Here is a 26336-nt window from a genome sequence, read left to right as displayed (position 1 = left end):
GCCCTTAATCACTGTGTTCGAAATTTGCGTCGAACCGGCCCATGCCGGTTTCGGTCACCTGTCCGTCGATCAGGTCGCATCGGGAAATGTCGAACTTGCCCTTCTCAATACGGATCATGTTGAAGGAAGGCGGCTCGGCCCTCAAACGTGTGGACAGTGTGCCGGAGGATACCGCCAAATATGCCCCATTTGCGCGCTGGCGCAGCACAACGGATGGCGTATGCACATGCCCTGTCAACAGCATCTGGATATGGCTCGCCGCCACCTTGTCGCAGGCCCGCCTGCCCCGACGCGTCCGCACCCGCAAAGGCGCATGCGGTAGAGACCTGAACGGATGGTGGCAAGCCAGCAGCTTGACATCTGCCTTCTGTTCACCGGCGCGTACAATGGCCTCGTCCAGATCGTCCAGATCGACGGACCCTTCGGCCCAATTGCGGCGCACCTGCCAACCACGCGCTGTATTTAGGCCGACCGCGATAACGCCGTCCACCCGGGCCTCATCCTTATACTCCGCAAAGTGGCGATCGAATCGCGCAAACGGGTCCAGCGCCCGGCTCGCTAGGCCAAACATCGGCGTGTCATGATTTCCGGGTACGATCAGTTTCGGCATGTCAAAGCCGGAGAGCCATTCTGCCGCCGCATCGAATTCCTGCCTGCGCCCTCTCTGGGTCAGGTCTCCACAGATTACCAGCAGGTCCGGCGCGGCCTCCTTGATATGGGCCTCACACCTGGCAATCGCGTCAGCGTCTTCGGATCCGAAGTGAATATCTGAAAGTTGGGCAATCAGGGTCATGAAGACATGTCAGGCACAAAGATCCGCGCCGCGACATCTATCCGTCGAAAACGGACAGGCGGCTCCATCTCTGTCAGTTCTCCGTCCAGGGTCAGGCTGATCAGGCGCTTATTGGTAACCGTCACGTCGACTTCTGGCACATTGCGCACATCGACGCTTTCCGCATCCCGCCACCCGTCATTCAGCATCTGAATTCCGGTCTTCGCCAGATCGATCAGATTGCCGGGATTGATCGTGGCGACCTCCAGGAGACCGGGCGTATCGGCATTGATGTTCACCGTCACAGCGGTCGCCGTCTCGGGCGTCTTGCCTGGCTCGCCCCATTCGATGTTGGAATCGAGAGAGAGCGCGGAATCATCATGCACGATCTGCGCGGCCTCCAGGATACGGCCTTCCCTCAACGCTTCGCGTGACTGGGTCAGGCGCGTCATGTCGCCAATCATCGCGGCCACGAAAAAACGGTCTCCGCCGATAACCTCGCCGCAGGCCATGTCGCGAATCTCGCCGCCATTCAGGGCGCTATCCAGAATGATTTTCCAGTCGTCTATCTCGCCAATCGCGCGATGCGGCAGCAAATTCATCGTCCCGCCCGGCAGCGGCAGCACAGCAGGCCCATCCGGACCGGCATGCGACAAGGCGCACGCGATCGTGCCGTCCCCGCCCCATACGATCAGCACATCCGGCTTGTCAGCCAGCGCAGCCTTCACAATGTCACGAATATCCCCTTCCCCGGCTTCATGTATCTTTGCCTCATCCGGCAAGCCTGAGAGTTTCTCGCGCACGAGATCTGCCGCATTCGCCGGCGTGCTCCCGGAGAGCGGATTGATCACACAGGACACACGGCCAAGCCGCGTCAGGGACTTTGTTGTTGTCATCTCGGTTTAACGCAAAACCTTGCGCGCGGTTCCGGCCAAATTGCAGCCCGGCCGCAACCTCATGAGGTCAGCGCGCGCCGCGGAAATGGTGCGCCAGCGTGACCAGATACTCCCGAACCCGTGAGCTGGCCTCACCCTTTGCGACAACCGCCTCCAGCGTCTCGAGTGTCCAGCCGTCGGCCGGCACCAGCTCTGCTTGCAGGGCCTCCAGCGCCCCTCGCTCCTCTGCCGTCAGCGCCATCTGCCCGGCCTGGTCCAGCAGCACGAGCAGCTCATGCACCTGCCGCATCGCCAGAAAAGCCCGTGACATGGGCGCCATCAGGCTGGCATCCTCCCGCCACGACCGGCCGCCGAACATGTCCTGCGTTACGGCCTGCCCTGCGCCATGGCATTCATAGCTTATGCAGCCCGCATAGCCCTCTTCCCGGCGGCGCGAATGAATGGCGCAGCGATTGTCCGCGCCAAGATGCTGGCAGGGCGTATTGGCCGGCTTGGCATGGCCAAACTCCGGCGACATGTCGAAGGGCGGCGCGACACAGCACAACCCCGCACACCGGGCGCAATCTGATTTCAGGGAAATGGGCTGTGACATCGCTGGCAGTCTGGTCTTCTGGAGGGGCGCGCGAGAGCTATCGGTTAGGCGATCCGCCTCCACTTCACAACCGGGCCGGACAGGTTGGACCGAGTTGGGGGCTCCCACCACGCAAAATTATGTCTATATGTGCCCGATGACTGATTCTGCGGGTACCCAATCCTTTTCCGTTGCCATTGCTGGCGTAGGCGGCCGTATGGGCCGGCAACTCGTCGGCGCGGCGCTCGATTCCGGCCTGGATGTCACCGGCGGCAGCGAAGCCCCGGCGTCTGAGCATCTCGGCACAGACATTGGCGAACTGGCCGGCCGTCGCCTGCTGGATCTGAAGCCCGCAACAGACCCTGTGTCTGCTGCAGGCAATGCCGATGTGTGGATTGATTTCACCCGCCCTGCTGCCACACTCGCCGCGCTGGACTCCCTAAAGCACACCCGTGTGCGCGCAGCCATCATAGGCACCACCGGCTTCACCCCGGCGGAAGAAGCTGAGATCGCCCGCGCCGCGAATAGCCTGGCCATCGTCAAGGCAGGCAATTTCTCGGTTGGCATCAATCTGCTGCAGGCGCTGACCCGAATGGCCGCAGAACGCCTCGGCCCGGACTGGGATATCGAGATTTACGAGACCCATCACCGCCGCAAGGTGGACGCCCCCTCCGGCACGGCGCTGATGCTGGGAGACGCCGCTGCCGATGGCCGGGGCAAGTCCCTGTCAGAGCTGCGCGCAGAGCCATATAACGGACCCGATGCCAAGCGCCGCGCAGGCAATATCGGCTTCGCCGTGCGCCGCACGGGCGGCGTGATCGGAGAGCATGAAGTCAGCTTTGGCTCCGATATGGAACTTTTGACCCTCAGCCACACGGCGCTGGACCGCGCCGTCTTCGCCCATGGCGCTCTCAGGGCTGCTGCATGGGCCGTTCAGCAGGATCCGGGCCTGTACAATATGAACGATGTGCTGGGGCTTTCCGGCAACTAGGGCGATTCCTCGCATCCCCAGCAGATGAATCAGGGTTGACGCCCCGGCGTGCAATGGCAGCATGACAAGTTCGTTATGTTTTTGCCACAGGATGGGCGATGATCGGTATAGTAGTTGTCAGCCACGGGAAGCTCGCGCGCGAACTGGTCGCCGCCACAGAGCATGTGGTTGGAGAGCAGGAGCGCTTCCGTTCGATCTCGATTGAGGTCGAGGATGATATTGAAGCCCGTCGGGATCAGATCCGCGAAACGGCCAAATCCTGTGACACCGGCAAGGGCGTCATCATCCTGACAGACATGTTCGGGGGAACCCCGTCCAATCTGGCCATGTCGGTGATGAGCGCGGGCCATATTGAGGTCCTCTCCGGCGTAAACCTGCCCATGCTGATCAAGCTGGCCGAGGTACGCGGAGAGCTGGGCCTGAAGGATGCGGCCAAGACCGCCGCCGAAGCAGGCCGCAAATACATCAATATCGCGTCTGAATTGCTGGCGAAGTCCAGCTGATGACAGACACGCAGACCACCGCCAGCCAGCGCGCCACGATCGTCAACCGGAAGGGTCTGCATGCCAGGGCCTCCGCCAAGCTGTCGCGCCTGGCCGGGGAGTTCGACTCCCGCATCATCGTGACCCATGAGGGCGAAACGGCCGATGCCCGTTCGATCATGGATCTGATGATGCTGGTGGCGCATACCGGCTGCGAAGTGGGCATCACCGCAGAAGGCACAGACGCCGCAGAAGCGGTCACCGCCATTGCCAGCCTGATTGCAGACGGCTTCGGCGAACAAGGCGATGCCGACGCAGTTTGCTGAGGACAGGCCTGCCCGGTAGAACCTCAGTTCACGTTCATGTTTGCAGCAATGATGGATTCTGCCTTTCTGCGGGACGCGTCCCGAATATCACCGGCAATTCCCGCATCCGGCAAGGTTCGGGCAATGACCATGCCCCCGACACATAACGCCGCGAGTGTCAGCGCCGTTTCGTGAGACGCCTTGCCGTTAGATGACAGGCTGCTTTCGAACAGGCCCACCATCGCATTGAGCAGAGACTCGTAAGCGATCTTCACCTCTTCAGACCCCCGCGAGATATCGCTCGGCAAGGCAATGAGGGGGCACTGCCCCTCAAGATCGCCCAAGTGCTCGGCCGAAAGGTAGGATGCCACCATCCGCTCAGCCGCCTCAGGGCCAGCCGTGTCATGGACGCCGGCATCATTGCGCCAGCGCGCGCCGCGCCCCATGAGGAAGCTGTCAACGGCCGCCGCAAACAGCGCTTCCTTGCTTTTGAAATGATTGTAGAAGCCGCCCCGCGTCAGGCCGGCACTTTCCATGACCATGTCGATACTGACTTTCTCGAAGCCATGCCGGTTGAACAGCATGCGGGCGCATTCAACGATATGTTCGCGTGTTCTTTGCTTGTGCGCAGGACTGTAGGGCATGGCGGGCCTCCTCTTTGCGACGAGCATAAGCACAATTCTAAATATGTTCTTGAACATATTTAGATCGGCGCAACAACAGGGTCTGTTTTGCACTCAGCCCGGAAGGACACAGACCCATGCCCAAATTCGTATTCGCCTATCATGGCGGCAACACAGACATGACGCCCGAAGCGGGTCAGGCAATGATGACCCAGTGGCGCAACTGGGTCGCGGGCCTTGGCGCGGCCATGGTGGACCCCGGCCATGCCGTCGGAGAATCGATCACCATCAGCCCGTCCGGCGTGGCGCAGGATGGCGGCGCAAACCCGATTTCAGGCGTCTCTGTTGTCGAGGCTGCCTCCCTGGAGGCCGCAACAGAGATGGCCCGGGTGTGCCCGCATATCACGCTGGTCGAAGGCTCCATCGAGATCGCCCCGGTGCTTGATATGGACATGTAGGCAGCGCCCGAAAATCCCTGGGCGGCCGGGCTCAGCTTCGGCAGACGGCCGCCCGTTTCCGAACAATCTGAATGGGAGTAGTTTCATGGATCTTCATGTGACCCTTATTTTCATCGGCCTGATGGCAGTCCTTCAGGTGCCAGCGACCTTCTTTGTCGGCATACGACGCGTGAAGACGGGGGTCATGATCGCCGATGGCGGGGATCAGACCCTTTTGCGGCGTATCCGCGCCCATGCCAATTACACAGAGACTGTACCCATCACGCTGCTCGCCATGGCAGCGGCAGATTTCGCGGGTGCGGGTGATATGATGCTCTGGATCGGTGGCTGCAGCCTTCTTCTGGGCCGTGTCGTGCACTATTTCACGCTTGCCCTGACAGACGGTACCAGCCTGTTCCGGGCAGCCGGCATGCTTCTGACATTCGCTGCAATGCTCATGTTTGGAGGATACGCCCTTTGGACAAACATGTGAGGCATGAGCATCCGGTCGGCGTGCGCTGGAAACACCTTCCCCCTTCCAACCCCCGCCAATCGCCCCTATATTGGTTATGTCTTCGGACTATGGCGATAAACGCGCGTGTAATAAGCGGTTCGGACCCGGGGGCGGTACCCGGCGGCTCCACCAAAAGCAGGTTCAGGCGGTTTCACCTTCGCCTGTTTCTGACGGGGCCGAAATAGGATCGACGGACGTGTAAAGACGATGCCTTCGCCGGATTGGGCCCCCTCAGAAGCCCATATCACATAGTTGCAAACGACAACTTTGCTGAAGGTGAACTGCTCGCAGCGTAAGCTGTGCGCGGATTACCGCTTTAACTCCTAGGGATTCAGCTCTCTAGGCGGGGCCCGGAGGCGCCTGGCAACAGAAGCCTCCACCTTACCCTCTTCTCGCTGAAAACTGCCGCGCACAACCCTTTGGCGTTTCGCGTACCAACGGTACGTTTAATTCGACCGGCAGAATATTTACTCTTTTAAAGCTTTTCCTTCAGTCCATCATGCATATGCACCGCGATACGCTCATCTCGCGCGTCAGGCTCTCGGGCAGGCGCCGCTTACCCAAGACCTCAACACTGTTCATCGCATGGCTGATCGCAGGCCCGATGAACCCGTTGTGGTACGCTTTGGGTTTTGCGGGCCTCATCCCGACCGTGGAAGAGCTGTCTGATCTCTATCGCTGGTCGTCCCCTCTCATAAGCGGGACAATTGCCTTTTTCATTGTCGTGATGTTTCGCAGCAGTTCGGTCGCCCGGCTGCCCCGTATCTGGATGACCTGCCTGAAAGCCTATCTGCTGCTCGGCGTGCCCATTCTGCTCGCTTACAGCTTCTTTGACATGTCACGGACAAGCCTGTTCGTCGTAACACTTGTCCCCGCTATCGCGATTGCCATGGTCATCATCGTGATCGGGGCCACAGTCTCGTCCCCGCGCACGCTCCACCACCAGAGCGCCGCCAAGGGCCGGGAATAGGCAGACGCCGCCAGCGGAGGCCTGTCCGGTCTCATTCAATCTGGCCAATCCGCCATCCGGTCGTTAGGCTGGCTCCAGCACAAGGGGGTTCACCATGAAACGCACTCTACTGGCGGCGGCATCCATCCTGCTTCTGACGGCCTGCTCGGCGGAGCCCCCTGCACCGGACACGAGAACCCGCACCATGCCGAAACAGGATACGCACACCGCGACCGCCTATGCCGCCAGTGACTGGACGGCGAAGCCCCTGCCCGAACTGGCCGAGTCCCTTAAAGCGGGTGACATCAGCGCCGAAGCTCTCACGCTCGCATATATTGAACGCATCCAGGCCGTCGATCAGGCCGGCCCGAAACTTCAGGCCGTGCTCAGCCTGAACCCGGACGCCATGGCGCAGGCGCGCGATCTGGATGCCAAGCTGATGGCTGGGGAGCCGGTTGGCCTGCTGCACGGCGTGCCGATCCTTGTGAAGGACAATATCGAGACGCGGGACCAGATGCCGACCACGGCCGGGTCGCTTGCGCTGGAAAGCAATTTCAGTGAACGCGATGCGCCCCTGATTGCGGCCATGCGCGCCGAGGGCGCGATCATCCTTGGCAAGACCAATCTTAGCGAATGGGCGAATTTCCGCTCAAATAGTTCCATGAGCGGATGGTCCGGGCTTGGCGGACAGGTGCGCAATCCGCACATGCTGGATCGTAATCCCTGCGGCTCCAGCTCCGGCTCAGGCGTTTCAGCCGCAGCCTCGCTGGCGGCTGGCACGATTGGCACGGAAACCAATGGGTCGATTATCTGTCCGTCCACCATCAATGGTGTTGTTGGGTTCAAACCCACGGTCGGCCTCGTCTCGCAGGAACATATCGTGCCGATCTCCTCGTCTCAGGACACGGCTGGCCCCATCACGAAGACTGTGGAAGGCGCCGCCCTGATGCTCACCGCCATGGCGACCGGAGAGGCAAAGACAGACTATGTCGCCGCGCTCGACATGCAGGCTCTGGATGGCAAGCGCATCGGCGTGCTGCGGGATGCTGAAGGCGACAATCCGCATATCCGCGCCCTCTTCGAACAGGCCCTGAAAGACATGGAAACCGCTGGCGCAACGCTGGTAGATGTCAAAGGCCCGGACCTGCCAGGGGAATTCTGGGGCAAATCCTATGACGTGCTGCTTTACGAATTCAAGGCCACGGTCAACGCCTATCTTGCGACAACACCGAACACGGTGACCCATCGCACGCTCACCGATCTGATTGCGTTCGACAAAGAGAATGCTGCCACGGAACTCGCCCTGTTTGACCAGAGCATCTTTGAAGCTGCAGAAGCAAAAGCCGGACTTGATTCCGAAGACTATATCGCCGCGCGCGATTTCATTCAGACGGCCACGCGGGAAAATGGCATTGACCGGATGCTGACCGAAAATGACGTCGACGTTCTCGTTGCGCCCAGCGGCCCCTTCGCCCCACGTGTGGACCCGGTGAATGGCGATGTCTGGCCAGACTGGCCAGGCGCGGGCTCGATGGCGGCGGTCGCAGGCTATCCGCACCTCACTGTGCCCATGGGCACGTATCGCAGCCTGCCGGTCGGTATATCCTTCATTGGCGGCAAGGATCAGGACGCAAACATCCTGTCACTCGGCTATGCCTATGAACAGCTCAGCCAGAAACGGGCTGAACCGCAATATTATCAGAGCGCAGAAGACCTGCCCGAAATCTCCACCGCCATGAACCGGCATTAGAGCCGGTCAAGACTGGTATCCCAATGCTCAGGCCGCAGGCCCATGCCGACCAGGCGTGCAGGAATGCGCCGCAGCAGCGGAATCCATTTCAACATGTGCAGTGGAAACGGAACATGTATTTTCCGCGTCGTCGTCAGCGCGGGGATCAACACGGTCTTGTGCACCATCACCTGCATGGCCTGGGTTTTCTCTGCGGGCGCTTCACGGCGCATCTGCACGGCGGCGAGGTCTGCGTCATCCACCCTACCCTCTCGCAAGGGCGCGCCCAGAATACGCGCTGCCGCAATGGCATCCTGAACCGCCAGATTGACGCCCACACCGCCGACCGGTGACATGGCGTGCGCCGCATCTCCGATGAAAAGCAGGCCCGGCTTCCACCAGGTTTCCAGCCGGTTCACCTGCACGGTCAACAGTTTCAGATCGTCCCAGCTTTTCAATTCGCCCACGCCGTTTTCCAGCATTGGCGCCATGCGCACCAGACGCGCGCGAAGGGCGTCCAGCCCCTGCACCTTGATCGTTTCATCTGCGCCTTTGGGAAAGGGCAGCGCGCACTGCCAGTAATCGCCGCGATTGATCATCACCAGCATACCATCAGCTGACACCCGCCCCAGGGATTCCGTCGCGTTCCCGCTATCCCGGGGCACGCGGAACCAGAACACATCAATCGGCGCGCCAATATCCTTTACGGCCAGATCGCTCTGCTCTCTAAGCGTGGAGTCCCGCCCGTCTGCGCCGACGACCAGATCGGCGCGAATATGCACGGGCCCATCCGGGGTCGTCACCTCAACGCCTGTCACACGGCCATTTTCTTCCGCATACCGCTCTGCCTTGGCAGACATCATCAGATGGAAGCTTTCGATCTCTCGCCCATGCTCGGCCAGATGGTTCAGAAACTCCCATTGCGGCATCATCGCGATATAGGGCGCGGCCACAGGTAGATGCCGGAAGTCCGCCACCGGAATATCCTTTCCATCAATATGGACGCCAATGGTTTCGGTCTTCTGGAACGGCTTTTTGAGATAGCCCTCAAGCAGGCCCATCTCGTCCATCGCCTGCAGCGTGGAGGGGTGAACCGTATCGCCCCGGAAATCGCGGAAGAAATCCTCATGCTTTTCCAGCACGATCACATCGACGCCCTGACGCGCCAGCAGATAGCCCAGCATCACGCCCGCCGGTCCGCCCCCGGCAATACAACATTGTGTTTTCAGCTCTTTCATGGCGGCCTCCTGTCTTTCGAGCAGCAGGCTACGCCCCGGCGCATGACCGCTTCAAGTCACGTTTAAAGGAGGATGGTTCCCTTGCCGTCCTTTTCCATGGCGCGGATGTAAGAGGGGTATTCGCGCATCTGCTTCAGGAAGCGATGGGCATTCGGATAGGTCTCGGCGTCCATCCCGGCGCGGTGCGCGCACAGTTCCATGGAATAGCCCATCACGATATCCGCCGCCGTCAGGCTGTCCCCGGCAAACCATTTGTGCTCGCCCAGCGCACGTTCAATCTCTCCCATCAGAGCCGTCAGGCGCGGGCCGAAGAAGGCCTTGTCCAGCCCGCCGACCAGCATCTTCGCGGTTGGCTTCAGGAAGAAAGGCACCCGCGATGTCATCGCCATCATGACGAATTTGTTCGTCAGCAAGGGTTGCAAACTGCCTTGGGAGGTGTGGAACCAGAACAGATAGCGCGACCGGTCCGGCGTGCCCGGCGCAGGACGCAGGCGGCCATCATCATGCTTGTCGCAGATATAGTCGACAATCGCGTTCGTCTCCGCCAGCGTCACCCCCTCATCCGTGATGCAGGGCGCCGTCCCCAGCGGGGAGACAGCCTTGTAGTCTGCCGGGGCCAGCCGCGTCTGCGGGTCTCGATCATACAGCTTCACCTCATAGGGCACGCCCAATTCTTCCAGCAGCCACAGGATGCGAATGGACTGGGATTTCTCCAGATGGTGCAGCGTGATCATGTGTTTCCCCTCATCAAACAGGCGCTTCTCAGCAAATTAGGGCAGCCCCGCACCGCCGCCCAGCTTGTCGCAAGGGAAAAGCCGCAAATAATATCAAATCCTGCACCTTTCGACGCAGTCTGCGCCGCACGGCTTCACATCGGCGCAACAATCGGCCTTTACCGAAAGCCAGACTGCTTACCATCGGGATGACACATCATGAGACACCCCCTTCGCCTGATCCTTTCTGCGGCCAGCTTGCTGCTTGCCGCCACCTGCGCCACCCCGCCGAAAGACACCGCCCTCGCCCCGCAGGACCAGCCACGCGTCCTGATGATCGGCCTGGATGGCCTGCGCGCGGACCTGCCTGGCAAGGCCGAGGCGCCAAACCTGCAGGCACTGGCGGCGCGCGGTGTGCAGGCCGAGGCGATGTATCCCGTCATGCCCAGCAAGACCTTCGTGAACTTCTACTCCCTCGCGACAGGTCTCTATCCCGAACATCATGGCATGGTGGCCAATGCCCCCTATGACCGGGAACTGGATGAAACCTTCACCAACAAAACCGGCCCGCAGGACAGCCGCTGGTGGGGCGGAGAGCCGATCTGGATCACCGCCGAGAAGCACGGCCTGAAGTCGGCCATCATGTTCTGGCTCGGCTCCGAAGCAGAGATCGAAGGCATGCATGCCAGCCGCTGGAGCCCCTATGAGCACGAAAAACCGTATCAGGAGCGCGTCGACGAAGTGCTCTCCTGGTTTGATGGAGACCCGGCAGACTGGCCCCGCTTCGCCGCCGTCTATTTTGACCGCGTCGATACTGCCGCCCACTATTTCGGTCCGGACTCCCCGGAAGCGGCAGAGGCCGTGGCGGAAGTTGACAACTATGTCGGCCAGTTGGTCGAAGGCCTGAAAGCGCGCGGCCTGCTCGACACGACCACCATCATCGTGGTCGCCGACCATGGCATGTCGCTCGCCACAGAAGATAAGGTGATCGACATTGGCGCGATGCTGGATCAGGACACGCTGATCATTCCGCAATTCAGCGGCAAATATGGCGGCTCGCCCCAGCCCTTTATTCAGGTCTATGGCGATGAGGCCGCCATCGACACGGCCTATCAGCAGCTGAAAGACTACAACCCGCACATCAAGGTATGGAAACGCGGCGAGATGCCGGACTATTACCATTTTGACCACCCGACCCGCGGCCCGGACATGTTCGTCCTGGCAGAGCCGGGCTGGAATGTCCGTGCCGTGAAGTTCGGCAGTGGTGGCATGTTCATGAAGGGTGTGCACGGCTATGACAATCACGCGCCAGACATGGCCGCCACCTTCATTGGGGCCGGGCCAATCTTCCCGAAAGGCGAAATCGCCAAGCCCTTCGAGAATGTGAATGTCTATATGATGGCCGCCTGTGCACTCGGCATCCCCCCTGCCCCGACTGATGGAGACCCGGCCGTGGTCGCAAAGATTACCGGCAATCGCTGCCCGGCAAACTAGACCTTCCTGCGGGGTGTCCGGGAACACCTTGACGCCCCGCCCCTTACAGCCTACTCAGTGGTCTGTGTAATTTGCCTCTCAAAGGCCTCAACCCCGAAAGGAGATCTCTCATGCGTATGCCTGTCATTTCTCTTTTCACCCTGTTGAGGTCTCATGAAACAACACACTTGGCTGGCACAGCTTGCCGCCAGACTCTGGCCGTTTGGCCGAACACGCAAAACTGACTCCAACCCCCAAAAAGATCGTGCCGTCGCAGCGCGGGCTTTAAAAACCCGCCTGCCACCGCATTTGCGCAAGGATGTCGGTGCAGATGATGGCTAGTGCGCCAAGCGGCGGGGCTCAGGCCGCCTCCAGCTCCGCGCGCACATTCAGATGGTCTGAACAGATTTCGGCCCCGTGATGGTAGTGGTTCAAATCCAGTGCGGGGCCAGTCAGGATATGGTCATAGGCCTGCTGCGGTTTCCAGGCGGGATAGGTCGGCACGGCCTGATGAGACAGCTCTGTCTGCATACGGTCCAGAAAGCCTTCAATGGCGCTGGCGTGCAGGCCGCAATTGAAATCTCCCATCACCACCCAGCGGCCATGGCCGGGCAGATGATCCGCAATGAAGTCCAGCTGGCGGTCCTGGTCCTTGCGCCCAAGGCTCAAATGCACGCACACAACATCAAAGCTGGTCTCGGCCTCAACCGTCGCAATCAGACAGCCCCGGCCCGGCACACGGCCCGGCAGTTTCAGGTCGCGCACATTCGACAGCGGATAGCGGCTGAGAATGGCATTGCCATGGCGCGAGATGCCCCGGACCACCCGGTTTTCCTGAATGGCCAGATGCTCATGCTCGGACAGCTCGGCAATCGTGTTCGCCTGACAGCGATAGCCAGCGCGCCGGCCGCCCAGATCCACTTCCTGCAGGCAGACAAGATCTGTGGAACGGATCGTCTCGGCAATGGTTTCCAGTATGGTCGCCTTGGATCTGGTATGGAAAACCTGCCGATGCGCGCGCGTCAGATATTGGGAATAGCCAGCGGTCGCGATTGCAGCCTGAATGTTCCAGGTCATAAGTTTCAAGGGTACGAGCTTCCTTTGGCAGTTCGGGCAAGTCAGGGTAAGTGCACAGTGTTGCGCATTATTGGGGTGAACACATGATTCCTCTTTTGAGTTCCATACCCTTCCTGGTTCACTTCACGCTGTCCGTGCTGGCAGCCATCCGCCTACTTTACAGCAAACGTGCCGTGAACACGACCCTGGCCTGGCTGTTCCTGCTGTTCGGCCTGCCCATCATCGGCGTCGTGCTTTACCTCCTGTTCGGCGATCAGCGCCTCGGCCGTCGCCGCATGCAGATGGGCGAACGCCTGCGCAACTTCTTCCTGCGTGTCTTCAATATCGAAGAGGCGACCGTACCGCTGAACGCCGCAGGCTCGCCCCGCTATGAGGGCCTTGCGCGAGCCATTCAGGCCGATATCGGCTTCCCGGTCCTGCCCGGCTTCGGAACCAAATTCTTTACAGATGCCGGGGACCTTTACGCCTCCATGCAGGCAGACATTGATGCCGCCAAGGACAGCGTATTCCTGGAATTCTACATTCTGGACCCGGCCGGCCGGGTGGCGGATGTCCTCTCGGCTGTAGAGCGGGCAGCAAAGCGCGGGGTGGAGTGCCGCATCATGGCCGATGATTTCGGCTCGAAGGCCTTTTTCCGCTCCGTCTGGCCGCACAATCTGGAACGCGCCGGCGTGCATATTGTCCGCTCCCTGCCCGTCAATCTGCTGACCTCTTTCTCCCGCCGGTCAGACCTGCGCAATCACCGCAAGATCCTCGTCTGCGACCAGAGCGCCGCCTATGTCGGCAGCTACAACCTCGCGGACCCCAAACTGTTCAAGGCGGATCGCGGCGTTGGCCAGTGGATTGACATGATGATGCGCGTCGAGGGCCCGGTCGTGGATGCCATCACATCGGTCTTCCTGTCAGACTTCCTGTTCGACAGTGTCGGCCACGCAAATATCGGGCGCGCAGACCTGAACGCCCTGCCGATTGAAGTCCGCGAGACCACATCTGAAGGCACAGCGGTCAGCATGCAGGTGCTGCCCTCCGGGCCTGAGATGCGCAATCCCACAATCTATGAGGTTCTGGTCGCGATCATCTACAATGCGCGCGAAAAGCTGCGCATCGTGTCGCCCTATTTCATCCCGGACCCGGCGGTGCAGCTGGCGCTCGTCTCTGCGGCCAAGCGCGGCGTGGAAGTGGAGGTCATTGTGCCTGAGCGGCTCGACTCCCGGCTCGCCCAGTTTGCCAGCCAGTCCTCCTACCGCGAATTGCTGCAGGCGGGCGTGCGCCTCATCCGCTATCGCGGCGGTCTGCTGCACACCAAGATTGTCCTCGTGGATGACGAGATCGCCCTGTTCGGCACACTGAATGTCGACATGCGCAGCTTCTACCTGAATCTGGAACTGACGCTGGTCATCTATGATGCCGCGACCAATGCCACGCTGTGGCAGGAAACCGACAGCTATTTGCCAGACAGTCAGCCGCTGGATCTCGAACGCTGGGAGAAACGCCCGGAATGGCACAAGCTGACGGAGAATATTCTCCGCCTCGCCAGCCCCATTCTCTAAAGCCCTCTTCCCTACAGCTTGATCTCGCGCCCCTCGGCGGCGGATGTGTAGATCGCCTCCATCAGGCGCACATCGCGCAGGCCCATTTCGCCGGGCGTCAGGATGGTCGTCCCCTCCCGGACAGCCTGCCCGAAATGATCACACATGCGGGCGAACTGCACATTGGGGTCCCCCGGCACCAACTCCTCGGATACGCCATTGCGGGTAAGCGTCATCTTCTGTCCGTCATAGCTCGTCGCCGGGCTCATGTGCAGCGTGCCATTTTCGCCTTCGACATGGATCATGTTCTTGCCGTCCGGCGCATTGTAGGAGGTCGCCAGCTGCGTCACCGCACCGGACGGGAATGTCAGCTCCGCCGTCACAGTGGAAAAGATCTGCTCAAAGCGCGGGTCATTCGCGGGCTGTTTTGTCGCCGCCTTGAGGCTGACCGGCATTTCGCCTGTCAGGTAGAGCGCCGCCTGCAGCGAATAGATGCCATAATCCTCCAGCGGTCCGCCCCCGGCCAGCGCCCGCACAACGCGCCAGTTCTCTGACACATTTGTCGGCCCCATCATGTACTGGTGCGCTGTGTCGATCATCCGTATCGGGCCAATCGCGCCCTCGCGCATCAGCTCCGTGGCGCGCAGATTGAACGGCTCGAAGTGACAGCGATAGCCGATCATCAGCTTCTTGCCCGCCGCTTCAGAGGCCGCGATCATCCGCTCGCACTCCCCGGAAGACAACGCCATCGGCTTTTCGCACATCACATGCTTGCCCGCGGTAAAGGCCTTCTCGGTCCAGTCCGCATGCAGGCCCGTCGGCAGCACGATATACACCGCCTCGATCCGGTCATCCCCGGCAATCTGGTCAAAATTGTCATAGGAATAGATCGCGTCTTCCGGCAGGCCATAGGCGGCGGCCACTTTCGCGGGCTTCTCCGGATTGCCGGACACGACTGCCGCGACATGGCAGCGATCAGACGCGGCCAGCGCGGGCATCACCTTGCCGATGGCATAGCCACCCAGCGCCACGACGGCGACGCCGACACTCCCCTCTTTCGGAGCGGGTGGCGGGCTGTCCGGTAACTCGCCCCAATCCGGCCAGGGCCGGCCGATGGCTTTCGCAGGAAGGGCCGCGCCTTCGGCAGTGGCACATCCGGCCACCCAGGGCGCAGCGGCAAGGCCTGCGCCGGTCATAACCATGAAATGTCTGCGCGACTGAATGAAATACGTCATCTCTCTCCTCCCGGATGCGCTGATTTTTGTTAGCGCTATCTCAAGGCAGGAAAACCCAGTCCGCCACGACGGTCAAGAAAAAAGCCGGGGCATGCCACGAATGGCGCGCCCCGGCCCTGAAAGACACTCGGTCTATTTGACGTTGGCCATTTCCTGATCCAGCGTTTCCATCAATTCAGGGTGTTCGCGCTGGATGCGCATCATCTGATCCATGATGCGGGTCTGCAGAACGGTCAGTTCACCTGACCGGGCCGCCAGAATTTCCAGAGTCTTCATGCTGTCAGCTTTGCCGTCCAGATCTTCCTGAAGGGAGTCGAGACCCGCAGCTGCCTTTTGGATCGTCTTGGCGGCCTTTTCAGCGCTCTGCTTGTTGTCCACCGTTTCCAGCGCATCCGCGATCCGCGTCAGCTCATTCACATAAGCCTCGCCGATATCCTTTGCAGAGGATTTGGCGGTGATGTCCGCAGCGGTCTTGCCCTGCGCGTCGTCCTTGCTGCCACAGCCGGTCAACATCACAGCGCCCGCCAGAAGTGCGGCAGATAATATTCGGGTCTTCATGTCCGGTTTCCATTCATTTCCGTTGGGATACACCGCACCACAGATGGAAGACTGCGGCAAGCACCGGGAATGCAGCCGCAATGCCTGCCCAGGATAGAAACCTGGGGGTCAAGAAAAAGCCGGGGCGCACCTCAAATGGCGCGCCCCGGCTCTTGCAGGCAATTGCTGGCAGTTGCCTATTTGATTTCGTTCAGTTCATCACCCAGCGTGTCCATCAGTTCGGGGTGCTCGGTCTGGATACGCATGATCTGCTTCGCGATGTTGGTCTGCACATCGGCCAGCTCGCCTGCCCGGCTCGCCATAACCTGCATGGCCTTCTGGCTGCCGGCATCCGTGTCCAGCTTTTCCTGCATGGAGTTCAGTTCTTCAACGGCATCTTTCAGCGTCACAGCAGCTTTCTTGGCGCTCTTCTCGTCATCCACCGTTGCCAGTGCGTCGGAGATACGGATCATCTCGCTGACATAGGCGTCGCCAATTTCATCTACAGAGGATTCGGCCGTGATATCCTTGCCCTTCATGCTGTCCTGGCCACAGCCGGTCAGCATCAATGCTGTTGCGAGCCCTGCGGCTGCGAAAATTCCTGTTCTCATGAGGTTGGCCCCTTTTGTCTTGCCTTGAGAATGAACGTACTTAGTCCACCGGATACGGCAAGACTATGACACGCGCTTCGTCTTAGCTATACCGCGCTTCCACACCAGGACCAGAGGTTCCGCCCATCACCGCCTTCAGGCTCGCCTCCAGATCGGAAAGATATGCGTCCACCACATCGGCATGCTTGGGGCTCAGCATCAGGTGCAGGCTCGGCGGCTCCTTGGTGACAGAGGTGAACCAGCCGCGCCGATAAATCTCGCCATACACCGCAAAGGCATGGGCATCCGGATGGGAAAACGCCATCAGACCCAGCATCGGATTGCCGACAATCTCAAAGCCGAGCCGCTTCACCCCCTCTTCCATCCTCTCCCGCGTGGCGCAGACCTGACCTTGCAGGCGCTTGTAGCCTTCCACGCCCAGCGTGTTCATCACGCCCCAGGCGGCTGAGATCGCCCCACCCGGCCGCGTGCCCGCCAGCGTTGGCGTCTTCATCGGCGCGCCGCTCCAGCCCGCCATGTCGAACGGCATGTGGCTGTATAGCTCCTCTGAGCGGAACAACACGGTCGAGGCGCCCTTGGCGCAATAGCCATATTTGTGCAGATCCGCGCTCATCGAATGGACAGCAGGCACCTCGAAATCGAAGGCCGGCACGGGCACGCCATTCATCCGCGCGAAGGGCGCGAAATACCCGCCGACGCAGGCATCGACATGCAGCCACACGCCCTTCTTGGCGGCCACCTCTCCCAGTTCGGCAATCGGGTCGATAATGCCATGCGGGAAGTTCGGCGCTGAGCCGACCATCATCAAGGTCGCCTCATCCACCGCGTCCCCCATCGCGGCAGGGTCGGCCTTATAGCTGCCATCTGTCTTCAGCGGCACGCGGCGAATCTCGATGTCCATCAGATGCGCCGCCTTGTCGAAGGCGAGGTGCGCCGATTGCGCCAGCACGACATTCTGCCCCTCGCGCGGCTTGCCTTGCGCGCGGGCATAGTCGCGCGCCGTCTTCATCGCCATGGTGATCGAATCCGTGCCACCGGAGGTCATCGCCCCGGTCGCCCCCTCCGGCCCGTGCAGCAGGGAGAGCCCCATGCCGATTACCTCCTTTTCCATCTGCGCGAGACTTGGAAAGGCCAGTGGCCCTAGGCCGTTTTCCGCCATGTACAGCCCATAGGCCTCATGCTGGACGGCGGAGATGTCCGGCCCGGCATTGAAGACATAAACGGCCGTTTTCCCGTCGCGCCATTGGGCGTCTCCGCCGCCGCGCTGGATCATCTCCGCGCGCACCTCGCTCCAGTCGCGTCCCTTTTCCGGCATCGTGATCATGTGGTCTCCTCCCGCTCGCGTATATTATTGTGCACAAAGCTGGGGATAGCCTAGGCCACGGCCCGCAGGCTGACCAGCCTTGCCACCGCCAAATAGCGCCCGCGAAACAAGGCGCCAATTCCTTAACGAGACGTCCCGCCACCGCTCTGCCAGACAAAGCGAACGAAGAATTTTTCCTCGCCCATTGTGCGAAGGCCGTTGCGGCTGCAGCCATGCGCGCTTACTGTATGTGCATCGCGATGAATTATTAACGAACCGGGAAACTGCGCGCCTATGACGGACTATATTGGCTACGAAGCGCTCACCCAGGCAGCCATGCGCGGCGTTGTGCGTGAGGCGCTGAAGCAGGGCCGCAGCAGCGGCGGCCTGCCGGGAGAGCATCACTTCTATCTCAGCTTCCGCACCAAGGCGCCCGGCGTAAAGATTGCCGACTATCTGGTCGAACGCTTCCCGGAGGACATGACCATTGTCATCCAGCACCAGTATTGGGACCTGGAAGTGCATGACGGCCATTTCGAAATCATCCTGAAATTCTCCGGCGTGCCACAGCATTTGTTCATCCCCTATTCGGCGATCACGCGCTTTGTGGACCCGTCCGTGAATTTCGGCCTTACGTTTGAATCGGCCAACAAGGATGACACCGTCATCTCCCCTGCCGCTGAGGTTCAGGCCGAACATCAGGCCGCCGATTCCGACGAAGAAACGCCGGGCACGGTCGTCAATCTGGACGCCTTCCGCCGCAAGTAACGGGGCCGCCTGAATGTCAGATACGGAAAAGCCCCGCGTCTCGGACGCCGAGATGCTCGCACGCTTTCAGAATTCCAAGAAGCGTCCGCCCTGTTCGGATACGCTCGGCATGCGCCTGGCGGAAGTCGAGCAGGACAAGATGCGCATACGGATGGACTTTGACGTCTCCCCCAGCTTCGCCAACCCGACCGGCGCCGTACAGGGCGGCTTCATCTCCGCCATGCTGGACGAAGCGATGAGCACCTGTGTGATCATCGCGTCCAACATCACGATGACCGCGCCAACCCTGGAAATGAAGACCAGCTTCCTGCGCCGCCTGATGCCCGGCAAGGCCAGCGTCGAGGCCCGCATCCTGCGCCTCGGAAAGTCTGCGGCCTTCATGGAAGCCGAATGTTTTGACCCGGACGGCAAGCTGGTTGCCAAGGCCACCGCGACGGCCATCCCGATGCTGTTCAAAAGGCTCAGCTGATGAGTTTCGACAAACGCGACTTCTGGCTCGACATGCTGACCAAGAGAGAGCTGCCGAAGGCCGCCGCCTTTGTCGGCTTCGAACTGATTGAGTTCAATGAAGAGGAGGCCTGGATCGAGGCTGCCTTCTTGCTGCCGCCCGAGGCCACCAATCCCGGCGGCGACGCGCAGGGCGGCTTTATCTCCGCCATGCTGGATGAAGTGATGAGCATTGCCGGCTCCATCGCGCAGGATGGCCCGGCCATGGCGCCCACCTTGCAGATGACGACCTCTTACATCCGCCCTGTTCCGGTCGGCGTGCGCCTGATCGGGCGCGGCGAATGCGTGCGGCGCGGCCGCTCCGGCATCTTCACGCGTGGAGAGCTGACCAGCGAAGACGGAAAACTCCTCGCCCAGGCCACCGCCAGCTGCATCCCCCGCCCGATGAACTGGTAAGGACAGCCAGCCCAATCCAGCACGCCGGGTTGAATAAAGTCAGACACACCCCTAAATGCGAATGAGAATAAATCGCAATCAGGAGCCTGTCGTCCATGCCATCTCCCCAAGCGCCCCGTTTCGGCGAAGCCATTGTCCTGGGCACCAAGGCCCTCACGCCGCACATGTACCGCCTCAGCTTCCAGTCAGAGCTTGCAGCGGATTTCTCACCAGGGGCACCGGGCGGGTATCTGAAAGTCGTCGCCCCGGCGCCCGGCGAGACCGGCCCGCCGCCTGTCGATCCCGCAAATTTCAAGGCCCGGATGCGCACCTATACGCTGCGCAATGTCAGCCCCGCCGAGAAGACGTTCGACATTGATTTCGTCGTGCATGGCGATGACGGCATTGCCGGCCCATGGGCCAGCCAGGCAAAGCCGGGCGACCGCATCCTGATCTCGCGACCCGGCACGCTGAAATTCGGTACAGACGGCGCAGCCTGGCACCTGTTCATTGCAGACATGGCGGCCATCCCCGCTGCCGCGGTCGAATTGGAGGCCCTGCCCCCATCCGCCGTGGGAGATGCCTTTTTCGAAATCCTCAGCGAGGAAGATCGCCAGCCCATCCGTATACCCGCAGGAATCAATGTGCACTGGATCATCAAATCAGATCCGCATGCCCCGAGCGATGCATTGACAGATGCCGTCACGAACATGGCCTGGCGTGATGGAACCCCCAGCGTCTTTGTCGCCGGAGAATTCGCCCTTGCCGGGGCATTGCGCACCTATTTTCGCGCAGAACGCCCTTCCCCGAAAGAGCTGACCTATGTCAGCTCCTATTGGAAACTCGGCCTCATCGAACCCGAACACAAAGCTTACAAGGCGCAAATGGCCTGATTAGCCCGTCAGGGCGGGCCTGAGGCAGGTGTGCCATAAACATGGCGCTCAGCCTGAAAACGTGTCATAGGGCGCGAGAACACTCCTGCGCCGCGCTCAAATCAGCGCCTGCGCCCCAGAAAGCCCTATACATGACGACTGCCCCTTTCATCCCATCGGCGCTCGCCGAGGCCCTTGCCGAGCGTGGCTATGACACGCTGACCCAGGTCCAGACCGCCGTAATCCAGCCAGACCTCGCCGGAAAGGATCTGCTCGTTTCCGCGCAGACAGGCTCCGGCAAGACGGTCGGCTTTGGCCTCGCCATGGCAGAGGATCTGTTCGGCGGCGCTGACCGGTTCGCCCCGGCCGATGCGCCGCTCGCCATCATCGTTGCCCCGACCCGCGAACTGGCCCAACAGGTCGCCCGTGAATTGCAATGGCTCTATGGCCCGTCCGGTGCGCGTCTTGCCACCTGTGTCGGCGGCATGGACATGCGCGATGAACGCCGCGCCCTTGGCCGGGGTGCGCACATTGTTGTCGGCACGCCCGGACGCCTCGCTGACCATATCCGCCGTGGCTCGCTCATTACATCCGGCATCCGCGTCGTCGTGCTGGACGAGGCCGACGAGATGCTCGACATGGGCTTCCGCGACGAGCTGGAATTCATTCTTCAGGGTACGCCCGAAACCCGCCGTACACTAATGTTTTCGGCCACCGTGCCGAAAGGCATCGCTGCCCTGGCCGGCCGCTATCAGCGCGATGCCCAGCGCATCACGACCGCGGCGGAAAAGGAACAGCACGTCGATATTGACTACAAGGCCCTGCTCGTCGCCCCGGGCGATGAAGAAAACGCTATCGTCAATATTGTGCGCCATTCCGACAGCGAAACCGCGCTTGTCTTCTGCACGACGCGCGCCGCCGTGAACAAGCTGATGAGCCGGATGGGCAATCGCGGCTTCCCGGTTGTCGCCCTGTCGGGTGAGTTGAGCCAGAAAGAACGCGGCAATGCCCTGCAGGCCCTGCGCGATGGCCGCGCCCGCGTCTGCATCGCGACAGATGTCGCTGCACGCGGACTGGACCTGAAAAATCTCGGCCTGGTCATCCATGCAGACCTGCCACGGGATCCGGCAACCCTGCTGCACCGGTCTGGCCGCACAGGCCGCGCGGGCCGCAAGGGCACCAGTGTTCTGCTGGTCACGCCCCGTGCCCGCCGCCGGGTGGAGCGTCTGCTGAAAGATGCCCGCATCGAGGCAAACTTCGGAAAACCACCGTCTGCGGAAGAAATCAGCGCGCAGGATGATGCCCGCCTGATGGCCGATCCGATCTTTACTGAAGACGCAACCAGCGCAGACGCAAACCTCGCCCGCATCCTGATCGATACCTATGGCGCCGAACAGGTCGCTGCGGCCTTTGTCCGCCGTCACCGCTCTGAACGCACCGCGCCGGAAGATTTGCGCGAAGTGGATGACCGTCCGCCTGCGCGCGATCGCAAGGAACGCGGTGAGCGCGGAGATCGCCGCGACCGCCCGGACCGCAACCGGGATGACCGTCCCCCGCGCGAGCCGCGGGAACGCCGCCCACGTGAGCCTCAGCCCGGCTTTGAAAACGCCACCTGGATCGGCCTGAATGTCGGCCGCCGCAAGAATGCCGAGGCCCGCTGGCTGTTGCCCATGCTGTGCAAGGCGGGCGGCCTGTCCCGCGAAGACATCGGCGCGATCCGCATCAACCCGGCAGACACGCATGTCGAGCTGAAGCCGGACGCGGCGAAACGCCTGTTCGACACGATCAAGGCCGATGGCACGCTGGAAAAAGGTCTGCGCGCCTTCTCGCTGGACGGGGCCCCTGCCCCTCAGGGCGGCCATCCCGATACGCCGGAAGACGAGGCCCCGCGTCGTCCCAAGCCGCGCATCCAGAAGAAACCGGCCGAAGCCCCGGGCAAGCCGGTCATGGACCCGCTCGCCGCCTTTGACGGAGACGCCCCGCCGCGCCGCAAGCCGAAAAAACCGTTCGACAAGAACAAGACTGGCGGCAAACCCTTCAAGCCCGGCAGCAAACCTGCTGGCGCGCACAAGGGCGCCCGCCCGGCCCATGCCAAATCCAAACCCGGCTTTGCCAAATCAGGCCCAAAAACCGGTAAGCCTGGCAAGGTCCACCGCAAGGGCCCCAAAAAGCCCTCGCAGGACTGAGGCCCAATCACTCTTGCCACCTCAATATATGGTTTGTATATGATTCATATATGAATCATATTGAGGGGCCGGAATGGGCATCGTAAACATAGAAGATGAACTGCACGACCAGCTACGCCGGGCCAGCAAGGTATCGTGCCGCTCCATCAACGCGCAGGCCGCCTACTGGATCAGGATCGGCATGCTGTGCGAGACCAATCCAACCCTCAGCTTTACGGAAATCCTGACGCGTGAACTGCAGGCGGCCGGCGTATCGGCCCCGCCCCTCACACCAGAACCGGCCGGAAGCGACGCGTGACCAAGACCCCGCAGGAACTCGCCCTGATGGCCGAATCCGGCCGTCTGCTGGCGTCCGTGTTCGAACATCTGGATACGATTCCCCTCGCCGGAAAATCAACACTGCAGATCAATGATCTTGCGGAGCGGTTCATCGAGGATGACCTGCAAGCCCGCCCTGCCAGCAAGGGGCAGTATGGCTTTGAATTCGTTCTGAACGCCTCGATCAATCAGGTGGTCTGTCATGGCGTTCCGTCGCCTACGGACATTCTGCATGATGGCGACATCGTGAATTTCGACATCACGCTGGAAAAGAATGGCTATATCGCCGATTCCTCCAAAACCTATCTGGTGGGAGATGTCACCCTTGCGGCCAGACGTCTGGTTCAGGCGGCCTATGCCGCCATGTGGAAAGGCATCCAGGCGGTGCGCCCTGGCGCGCAGCTGGGGGATATCGGCTACGCGATTGAGCGCCATGCCAAGCGCGCTGGCTATTCCGTGGTGCGGGATTATTGCGGCCATGGCATTGGCCGGGAGATGCATGAAGATCCGCAAATCCTGCATTTCGGCAAGCCCGGCACCGGCCTTGCCCTGCGCGAGGGGATGGTCTTCACGATCGAACCGATGCTCAATCGCGGCCGCCGCACCGTCAGGACCGAAGAGGATGGCTGGACGGTTGTCACCGCAGACGGCAGCCTCTCGGCCCAGTTCGAACATACCGTCGCCGTCACCGCCACAGGCGTCGAGGTGCTGACCCTCAGGCCGGAAGAACGCGCGCCCGGCTTCAAGGCGGCCTGATCCCCAGCAGGCAAGGGCCAATGCCTCTCCCCTACGGTCAGACATTGACGGGCCCCGCCCGAGCCCGCAAACCGCTGTCAGATCCTTTCTGACAAGCGGAGCGCCCTTATGAGCGAGCATATTACCCAGAGCCTTGAAAACCGCGTCCTGACGCTCACCATCAACCGTCCCGAGCGCAAGAATGCGCTGACCCAGGCCATGTATGCCGCGCTGGCGGATGCCATCAATGGCGCCAATGACGACAAGGCCGTCCGCGCCATCATCATCACAGGCCAGGGCGAATTGTTCACCGCTGGCAATGACCTGACAGACTTCGCCGGCAACATGAATGATGGCGAGCCGCCCGTCGCGCGCTTCCTCGCCGCCATTCGCGACGCAGAAAAACCGCTGATTGCCGCCGTGAACGGCCCGGCCATCGGCGTGGGGCTGACCATGCTGCTGCATTGTGACATCGCCTATGCTGCCGACACGGCCGATTTCCGCGCGCCGTTCACGGCCCTCGGCCTGGTGCCGGAGGCAGGCTCTTCCCTGCTGCTGCCGCTGACCGTGGGCAATTCCATGGCGAATGACATCCTGCTGGCGGGCCGCGTGCTGACCGCTGAGGAGGCACTTGCCAGCGGGCTCGTCTCGCGCGTGGTGCCTGCGGCTGAGCTGCTCTCGGCCGCGCAGAAGACGGCCGCCGCGATTGCCGCCTCTGCGCCAACCGCCATGCGCCGCTCCAAGGCCCTAATCCGCGCCAATCGCGACGCCGTGAAGGCGCGCATGGACGCAGAGGGCAAAATCTTCGGCGAACAGCTCAAATCCCCCGAATTCGCCGAAGCCGCCGCTGCCTTCGCCCAGAAGCGCAAACCGGTGTTCGAAGACTAGGTTTCCGGCATCCCTGGGTCCCGGATCGCCCTGCGGGCATTCCGGGCCCAGGCCTCCTTTAAAAGCCTCCAGCGGGCGCTTTCTGCCCCTGAAACACCCCGAATTCCCGCGCGAATTCAGCGGAATTTCACGCGTTTTTGCCCCCTTATTCCGCAGGCGGATTCACAGCGGGCGCAATACCGCCGCAAAGCGTTGATTTCATTGCCATTTATACGCTGCAAAAAGCCCCTCTCAGCTGTGGCCTTTACGCCCCGAAACCCCTATAAATAAAGGTGAATCTGACGAATCGATGAGGAGGCCTGAATGGCCGAAGAGACGCAAGCTGAGACCCCCGAATATGGCGCCGGCTCGATCAAGGTCCTGAAGGGCCTGGAAGCCGTCCGCAAACGCCCTGGCATGTATATCGGCGACACCGATGACGGCTCGGGCCTGCACCACATGATCTATGAGGTCGTGGACAATGCCATTGACGAGGCGCTTGCCGGCCATGCCGACCGGGTCACCGTCACGCTCTACCCCGATGGATCCGCGGAAATTACCGATAATGGCCGCGGCATTCCGGTCGAGATGCACCCGACCGAGGGCGTCTCTGCGGCCGAAGTGATCATGACCCAGCTGCACGCCGGCGGGAAGTTTGACCAGAACTCCTACAAGGTGTCCGGCGGTCTGCACGGCGTGGGCGTCTCGGTTGTGAACGCCCTGTCCGACTGGCTGGAGCTGACCATTCATCGTGAAGGCCATGAGCACTGGGTGCGCTTCGTTGATGGCGGCCGTGTGGAGAACCCGCTGGTCACGCGCGGCGAGTCTCCGAAGACCGAGTCCGGCAAGCCCTTTACCGGCACGGCCGTGCGTTTCCTCGCCGCCTCCAGCACCTTCACGATGACGGATTATGACCGCAAGACGCTGGAACACCGCCTGCGCGAGCTGGCCTTCCTGAATTCCGGCGTGCACATCATCTTCCGCGACGAGCGTGAGGCCGAGCCTTACGAGATCGACCTGATGTATGAAGGCGGCGTGAAGGCGTTCGTTGAACACCTGGACAAGACCAAGGCCAAGCTGATCCCAGAGCCTGTCTATGCCATTGGCGAGAAGGACGGCATCACGGTCGAGGCCGCGATGGAGTGGACCGACAGCTATCATGAAAGCGTGCTCTGCTTCACCAACAACATTCCCCAGCGGGATGGCGGCACCCACCTTGCCGGCTTCCGCGGGGCGCTGACGCGGATCATCAACAAATATGCCAACGAGACCGGCGTTGCGAAGAAATCCAAGGTCGACATTTCCGGCGATGATGCGCGCGAGGGGCTGACCTGTGTGCTGTCCGTCAAGGTGCCGGACCCGAAATTCAGTTCCCAGACGAAAGACAAGCTGGTCTCGTCTGAGGTGCGCCCGGTTGTCGAAAGCCTGATGGGCGAGAAACTCGCGGAATGGTTCGAGGAGCATCCCAAGGAAGCTCACGAGATCATGATGAAGATCGTCGAGGCGGCGGCTGCGCGTGAAGCGGCCCGCAAGGCCCGCGAACTGACGCGCCGCAAATCTGCGCTCGACATCACCTCCCTGCCCGGCAAGCTGGCCGACTGTCAGGAAAAAGACCCGGCGAAATCCGAAATCTTCATCGTCGAGGGTGATTCCGCTGGTGGCTCTGCCAAACAGGGCCGTAGCCGTGACAATCAGGCCATCCTGCCCCTGCGCGGCAAGATCC

Annotated in this window: 30 protein-coding genes and 1 other RNA gene; 20 read left to right on the top strand and 11 right to left on the bottom strand. The window is 61.3% G+C overall.

Annotated features, from left to right (window positions below; all coding sequences use genetic code 11):
- Positions 1 to 4 precede the first annotated feature (4 nt).
- The 3 genes from HY29_RS01525 to HY29_RS01515 all read right to left on the bottom strand — a co-directional run bounded on the left by HY29_RS01525 (position 5) and on the right by HY29_RS01515 (position 2260).
- Positions 5 to 793: a metallophosphoesterase family protein gene (locus HY29_RS01525; protein ID WP_051601029.1), complete on the bottom strand. Its 789-nt coding sequence runs from the start codon at positions 791 to 793 to the stop codon at positions 5 to 7.
- Positions 790 to 1668, bottom strand: coding sequence for a diacylglycerol/lipid kinase family protein (locus HY29_RS18195; RefSeq protein ID WP_051601028.1), 879 nt, complete (start codon positions 1666 to 1668; stop codon positions 790 to 792). The genes HY29_RS01525 and HY29_RS18195 overlap by 4 nt, the downstream gene beginning before the upstream one ends.
- Positions 1669 to 1735: 67 nt before the next feature.
- The gene (locus HY29_RS01515) at positions 1736 to 2260 is read right to left on the bottom strand and encodes a hypothetical protein (RefSeq protein ID WP_051601027.1); all 525 of its coding nucleotides are present in this window, start codon (positions 2258 to 2260) and stop codon (positions 1736 to 1738) included.
- A 136-nt stretch (positions 2261 to 2396) separates the two neighbouring features.
- On the opposite strand from HY29_RS01515, the gene dapB reads away from it, so the two are divergent.
- The 3 genes from dapB to HY29_RS01500 all read left to right on the top strand — a co-directional run bounded on the left by dapB (position 2397) and on the right by HY29_RS01500 (position 4038).
- Positions 2397 to 3230 carry a 4-hydroxy-tetrahydrodipicolinate reductase gene (dapB, locus tag HY29_RS01510; protein WP_034791043.1) on the top strand — a complete coding sequence of 278 codons (834 nt, stop codon included), beginning with the start codon at positions 2397 to 2399 and terminating at the stop codon, positions 3228 to 3230.
- Positions 3231 to 3328: 98 nt separating this feature from the next.
- A complete protein-coding gene (locus HY29_RS01505) occupies positions 3329 to 3733 on the top strand; it encodes a PTS sugar transporter subunit IIA (protein ID WP_034790781.1) in 405 nt (134 codons plus the stop codon).
- Positions 3733 to 4038, top strand: a complete 306-nt coding sequence (locus HY29_RS01500; protein WP_034790779.1) for an HPr family phosphocarrier protein — start codon at positions 3733 to 3735, stop codon at positions 4036 to 4038. The genes HY29_RS01505 and HY29_RS01500 overlap by 1 nt, the downstream gene beginning before the upstream one ends.
- Positions 4039 to 4061: 23 nt before the next feature.
- Here HY29_RS01500 and HY29_RS01495 read toward each other — a convergent pair whose 3' ends face one another.
- Positions 4062 to 4661, bottom strand: coding sequence for a TetR/AcrR family transcriptional regulator (locus tag HY29_RS01495; RefSeq protein WP_034790777.1), 600 nt, complete (start codon positions 4659 to 4661; stop codon positions 4062 to 4064).
- A 116-nt stretch (positions 4662 to 4777) separates the two neighbouring features.
- On the opposite strand from HY29_RS01495, the gene HY29_RS01490 reads away from it, so the two are divergent.
- The 5 genes from HY29_RS01490 to HY29_RS01475 all read left to right on the top strand — a co-directional run bounded on the left by HY29_RS01490 (position 4778) and on the right by HY29_RS01475 (position 8290).
- Entirely contained in the window at positions 4778 to 5098 is a 321-nt protein-coding gene (locus HY29_RS01490) for a YciI family protein (RefSeq protein WP_034790775.1), read from the top strand.
- A gap of 85 nt (positions 5099 to 5183) precedes the next feature.
- Positions 5184 to 5570, top strand: coding sequence for an MAPEG family protein (locus tag HY29_RS01485; protein WP_034790773.1), 387 nt, complete (start codon positions 5184 to 5186; stop codon positions 5568 to 5570).
- Positions 5571 to 5609: 39 nt separating this feature from the next.
- Positions 5610 to 5972: a transfer-messenger RNA gene (gene ssrA, locus HY29_RS18755) on the top strand.
- Positions 5973 to 6090: 118 nt separating this feature from the next.
- Positions 6091 to 6561: a hypothetical protein gene (locus HY29_RS01480; protein ID WP_034790771.1), complete on the top strand. Its 471-nt coding sequence runs from the start codon at positions 6091 to 6093 to the stop codon at positions 6559 to 6561.
- A 94-nt stretch (positions 6562 to 6655) separates the two neighbouring features.
- Positions 6656 to 8290: an amidase gene (locus HY29_RS01475; RefSeq protein ID WP_034790730.1), complete on the top strand. Its 1635-nt coding sequence runs from the start codon at positions 6656 to 6658 to the stop codon at positions 8288 to 8290.
- Here HY29_RS01475 and HY29_RS01470 read toward each other — a convergent pair.
- Both HY29_RS01470 and HY29_RS01465 read right to left on the bottom strand, forming a co-directional pair.
- Positions 8287 to 9507: an FAD-dependent oxidoreductase gene (locus HY29_RS01470; RefSeq protein WP_051601026.1), complete on the bottom strand. Its 1221-nt coding sequence runs from the start codon at positions 9505 to 9507 to the stop codon at positions 8287 to 8289. The genes HY29_RS01475 and HY29_RS01470 overlap by 4 nt on opposite strands.
- 62 nt (positions 9508 to 9569) lie before the next feature.
- Positions 9570 to 10241: a glutathione S-transferase family protein gene (locus tag HY29_RS01465; RefSeq protein WP_034790728.1), complete on the bottom strand. Its 672-nt coding sequence runs from the start codon at positions 10239 to 10241 to the stop codon at positions 9570 to 9572.
- A gap of 198 nt (positions 10242 to 10439) precedes the next feature.
- Here HY29_RS01465 and HY29_RS01460 point away from each other — a divergent pair, with 198 nt between their 5' ends.
- Together HY29_RS01460 and HY29_RS19120 are read left to right on the top strand one after the other, a co-directional pair.
- On the top strand, positions 10440 to 11714 hold the full coding sequence (locus HY29_RS01460) for an alkaline phosphatase family protein (protein ID WP_034790726.1): 1275 nt from the start codon (positions 10440 to 10442) through the stop codon (positions 11712 to 11714).
- A gap of 153 nt (positions 11715 to 11867) precedes the next feature.
- Positions 11868 to 12035 carry a hypothetical protein gene (locus tag HY29_RS19120; protein WP_155838169.1) on the top strand — a complete coding sequence of 56 codons (168 nt, stop codon included), beginning with the start codon at positions 11868 to 11870 and terminating at the stop codon, positions 12033 to 12035.
- 18 nt (positions 12036 to 12053) lie between these two features.
- Here HY29_RS19120 and HY29_RS01455 read toward each other — a convergent pair whose 3' ends face one another.
- On the bottom strand, positions 12054 to 12770 hold the full coding sequence (locus HY29_RS01455; RefSeq protein ID WP_241765110.1) for an endonuclease/exonuclease/phosphatase family protein: 717 nt from the start codon (positions 12768 to 12770) through the stop codon (positions 12054 to 12056).
- An 83-nt stretch (positions 12771 to 12853) separates the two neighbouring features.
- On the opposite strand from HY29_RS01455, the gene cls reads away from it, so the two are divergent.
- The gene (gene cls / locus HY29_RS01450; RefSeq protein WP_034791039.1) at positions 12854 to 14320 is read left to right on the top strand and encodes a cardiolipin synthase; all 1467 of its coding nucleotides are present in this window, start codon (positions 12854 to 12856) and stop codon (positions 14318 to 14320) included.
- 11 nt (positions 14321 to 14331) lie between these two features.
- Here the strand turns inward: cls and HY29_RS01445 are convergent, their stop codons facing one another.
- From HY29_RS01445 to HY29_RS01430, 4 genes are all read right to left on the bottom strand, one after another.
- A complete protein-coding gene (locus HY29_RS01445) occupies positions 14332 to 15534 on the bottom strand; it encodes a Gfo/Idh/MocA family protein (RefSeq protein ID WP_034790715.1) in 1203 nt (400 codons plus the stop codon).
- Between the two features lie 132 nt (positions 15535 to 15666).
- Complete coding sequence (locus tag HY29_RS01440; RefSeq protein ID WP_155838168.1) at positions 15667 to 16092, bottom strand: hypothetical protein; 426 nt, start codon at positions 16090 to 16092, stop codon at positions 15667 to 15669.
- 176 nt (positions 16093 to 16268) lie between these two features.
- The gene (locus tag HY29_RS01435; protein WP_155838167.1) at positions 16269 to 16682 is read right to left on the bottom strand and encodes a hypothetical protein; all 414 of its coding nucleotides are present in this window, start codon (positions 16680 to 16682) and stop codon (positions 16269 to 16271) included.
- 82 nt (positions 16683 to 16764) lie between these two features.
- Positions 16765 to 18006 (bottom strand): pyridoxal phosphate-dependent decarboxylase family protein, encoded by a 1242-nt coding sequence (locus HY29_RS01430; protein ID WP_034790710.1) that lies wholly within the window; start codon positions 18004 to 18006, stop codon positions 16765 to 16767.
- Positions 18007 to 18279: 273 nt separating this feature from the next.
- On the opposite strand from HY29_RS01430, the gene HY29_RS01425 reads away from it, so the two are divergent.
- The 9 genes from HY29_RS01425 to HY29_RS01385 all read left to right on the top strand — a co-directional run.
- On the top strand, positions 18280 to 18753 hold the full coding sequence (locus HY29_RS01425) for an SspB family protein (protein WP_034790708.1): 474 nt from the start codon (positions 18280 to 18282) through the stop codon (positions 18751 to 18753).
- A gap of 13 nt (positions 18754 to 18766) precedes the next feature.
- A complete protein-coding gene (locus tag HY29_RS01420) occupies positions 18767 to 19222 on the top strand; it encodes a PaaI family thioesterase (protein ID WP_034790706.1) in 456 nt (151 codons plus the stop codon).
- Complete coding sequence (locus HY29_RS01415) at positions 19222 to 19656, top strand: PaaI family thioesterase (RefSeq protein ID WP_051601025.1); 435 nt, start codon at positions 19222 to 19224, stop codon at positions 19654 to 19656. Before HY29_RS01420 ends, HY29_RS01415 begins: the two co-directional genes overlap by 1 nt.
- Positions 19657 to 19751: 95 nt before the next feature.
- Positions 19752 to 20528, top strand: coding sequence for a siderophore-interacting protein (locus tag HY29_RS01410; protein ID WP_034790704.1), 777 nt, complete (start codon positions 19752 to 19754; stop codon positions 20526 to 20528).
- A 131-nt stretch (positions 20529 to 20659) separates the two neighbouring features.
- Positions 20660 to 22693 (top strand): DEAD/DEAH box helicase, encoded by a 2034-nt coding sequence (locus HY29_RS01405; protein WP_034790703.1) that lies wholly within the window; start codon positions 20660 to 20662, stop codon positions 22691 to 22693.
- 73 nt (positions 22694 to 22766) lie between these two features.
- The gene (locus tag HY29_RS01400) at positions 22767 to 22991 is read left to right on the top strand and encodes a ParD-like family protein (RefSeq protein ID WP_034790702.1); all 225 of its coding nucleotides are present in this window, start codon (positions 22767 to 22769) and stop codon (positions 22989 to 22991) included.
- Positions 22988 to 23767: a type I methionyl aminopeptidase gene (map, locus tag HY29_RS01395; protein WP_034790700.1), complete on the top strand. Its 780-nt coding sequence runs from the start codon at positions 22988 to 22990 to the stop codon at positions 23765 to 23767. Before HY29_RS01400 ends, map begins: the two co-directional genes overlap by 4 nt.
- Before the next feature lie 108 nt (positions 23768 to 23875).
- On the top strand, positions 23876 to 24634 hold the full coding sequence (locus HY29_RS01390) for an enoyl-CoA hydratase-related protein (protein ID WP_034790692.1): 759 nt from the start codon (positions 23876 to 23878) through the stop codon (positions 24632 to 24634).
- A gap of 303 nt (positions 24635 to 24937) precedes the next feature.
- Positions 24938 to 26336, top strand: a 1399-nt coding sequence (locus HY29_RS01385) for a DNA gyrase subunit B (protein WP_034790691.1), incomplete at its 3' end; no start/stop codon positions are given.

This window comes from Hyphomonas beringensis (assembly GCF_000682755.1).
GTDB lineage: Bacteria > Pseudomonadota > Alphaproteobacteria > Caulobacterales > Hyphomonadaceae > Hyphomonas > Hyphomonas beringensis.
The sequence above is the reverse complement of the archived record's forward strand: the minus strand, read 5'-3'. Positions and strand labels throughout refer to the sequence as shown.

What these genes read in the sequence shown, in the direction of transcription:
- HY29_RS01525 (WP_051601029.1), bottom strand. Translation starts at nt 793, where the DNA reads ATGACCCTGATTGCCCAACTTTCAGATATTCACTTCGGATCCGAAGAC.
- HY29_RS18195 (WP_051601028.1), bottom strand. Translation starts at nt 1,668, where the DNA reads ATGACAACAACAAAGTCCCTGACGCGGCTTGGCCGTGTGTCCTGTGTG.
- HY29_RS01515 (WP_051601027.1), bottom strand. Translation starts at nt 2,260, where the DNA reads ATGTCACAGCCCATTTCCCTGAAATCAGATTGCGCCCGGTGTGCGGGG.
- dapB (WP_034791043.1), top strand. Translation starts at nt 2,397, where the DNA reads ATGACTGATTCTGCGGGTACCCAATCCTTTTCCGTTGCCATTGCTGGC.
- HY29_RS01505 (WP_034790781.1), top strand. Translation starts at nt 3,329, where the DNA reads ATGATCGGTATAGTAGTTGTCAGCCACGGGAAGCTCGCGCGCGAACTG.
- HY29_RS01500 (WP_034790779.1), top strand. Translation starts at nt 3,733, where the DNA reads ATGACAGACACGCAGACCACCGCCAGCCAGCGCGCCACGATCGTCAAC.
- HY29_RS01495 (WP_034790777.1), bottom strand. Translation starts at nt 4,661, where the DNA reads ATGCCCTACAGTCCTGCGCACAAGCAAAGAACACGCGAACATATCGTT.
- HY29_RS01490 (WP_034790775.1), top strand. Translation starts at nt 4,778, where the DNA reads ATGCCCAAATTCGTATTCGCCTATCATGGCGGCAACACAGACATGACG.
- HY29_RS01485 (WP_034790773.1), top strand. Translation starts at nt 5,184, where the DNA reads ATGGATCTTCATGTGACCCTTATTTTCATCGGCCTGATGGCAGTCCTT.
- HY29_RS01480 (WP_034790771.1), top strand. Translation starts at nt 6,091, where the DNA reads ATGCATATGCACCGCGATACGCTCATCTCGCGCGTCAGGCTCTCGGGC.
- HY29_RS01475 (WP_034790730.1), top strand. Translation starts at nt 6,656, where the DNA reads ATGAAACGCACTCTACTGGCGGCGGCATCCATCCTGCTTCTGACGGCC.
- HY29_RS01470 (WP_051601026.1), bottom strand. Translation starts at nt 9,507, where the DNA reads ATGAAAGAGCTGAAAACACAATGTTGTATTGCCGGGGGCGGACCGGCG.
- HY29_RS01465 (WP_034790728.1), bottom strand. Translation starts at nt 10,241, where the DNA reads ATGATCACGCTGCACCATCTGGAGAAATCCCAGTCCATTCGCATCCTG.
- HY29_RS01460 (WP_034790726.1), top strand. Translation starts at nt 10,440, where the DNA reads ATGAGACACCCCCTTCGCCTGATCCTTTCTGCGGCCAGCTTGCTGCTT.
- HY29_RS19120 (WP_155838169.1), top strand. Translation starts at nt 11,868, where the DNA reads ATGAAACAACACACTTGGCTGGCACAGCTTGCCGCCAGACTCTGGCCG.
- HY29_RS01455 (WP_241765110.1), bottom strand. Translation starts at nt 12,770, where the DNA reads ATGACCTGGAACATTCAGGCTGCAATCGCGACCGCTGGCTATTCCCAA.
- cls (WP_034791039.1), top strand. Translation starts at nt 12,854, where the DNA reads ATGATTCCTCTTTTGAGTTCCATACCCTTCCTGGTTCACTTCACGCTG.
- HY29_RS01445 (WP_034790715.1), bottom strand. Translation starts at nt 15,534, where the DNA reads ATGACGTATTTCATTCAGTCGCGCAGACATTTCATGGTTATGACCGGC.
- HY29_RS01440 (WP_155838168.1), bottom strand. Translation starts at nt 16,092, where the DNA reads ATGAAGACCCGAATATTATCTGCCGCACTTCTGGCGGGCGCTGTGATG.
- HY29_RS01435 (WP_155838167.1), bottom strand. Translation starts at nt 16,682, where the DNA reads ATGAGAACAGGAATTTTCGCAGCCGCAGGGCTCGCAACAGCATTGATG.
- HY29_RS01430 (WP_034790710.1), bottom strand. Translation starts at nt 18,006, where the DNA reads ATGATCACGATGCCGGAAAAGGGACGCGACTGGAGCGAGGTGCGCGCG.
- HY29_RS01425 (WP_034790708.1), top strand. Translation starts at nt 18,280, where the DNA reads ATGACGGACTATATTGGCTACGAAGCGCTCACCCAGGCAGCCATGCGC.
- HY29_RS01420 (WP_034790706.1), top strand. Translation starts at nt 18,767, where the DNA reads ATGTCAGATACGGAAAAGCCCCGCGTCTCGGACGCCGAGATGCTCGCA.
- HY29_RS01415 (WP_051601025.1), top strand. Translation starts at nt 19,222, where the DNA reads ATGAGTTTCGACAAACGCGACTTCTGGCTCGACATGCTGACCAAGAGA.
- HY29_RS01410 (WP_034790704.1), top strand. Translation starts at nt 19,752, where the DNA reads ATGCCATCTCCCCAAGCGCCCCGTTTCGGCGAAGCCATTGTCCTGGGC.
- HY29_RS01405 (WP_034790703.1), top strand. Translation starts at nt 20,660, where the DNA reads ATGACGACTGCCCCTTTCATCCCATCGGCGCTCGCCGAGGCCCTTGCC.
- HY29_RS01400 (WP_034790702.1), top strand. Translation starts at nt 22,767, where the DNA reads ATGGGCATCGTAAACATAGAAGATGAACTGCACGACCAGCTACGCCGG.
- HY29_RS01390 (WP_034790692.1), top strand. Translation starts at nt 23,876, where the DNA reads ATGAGCGAGCATATTACCCAGAGCCTTGAAAACCGCGTCCTGACGCTC.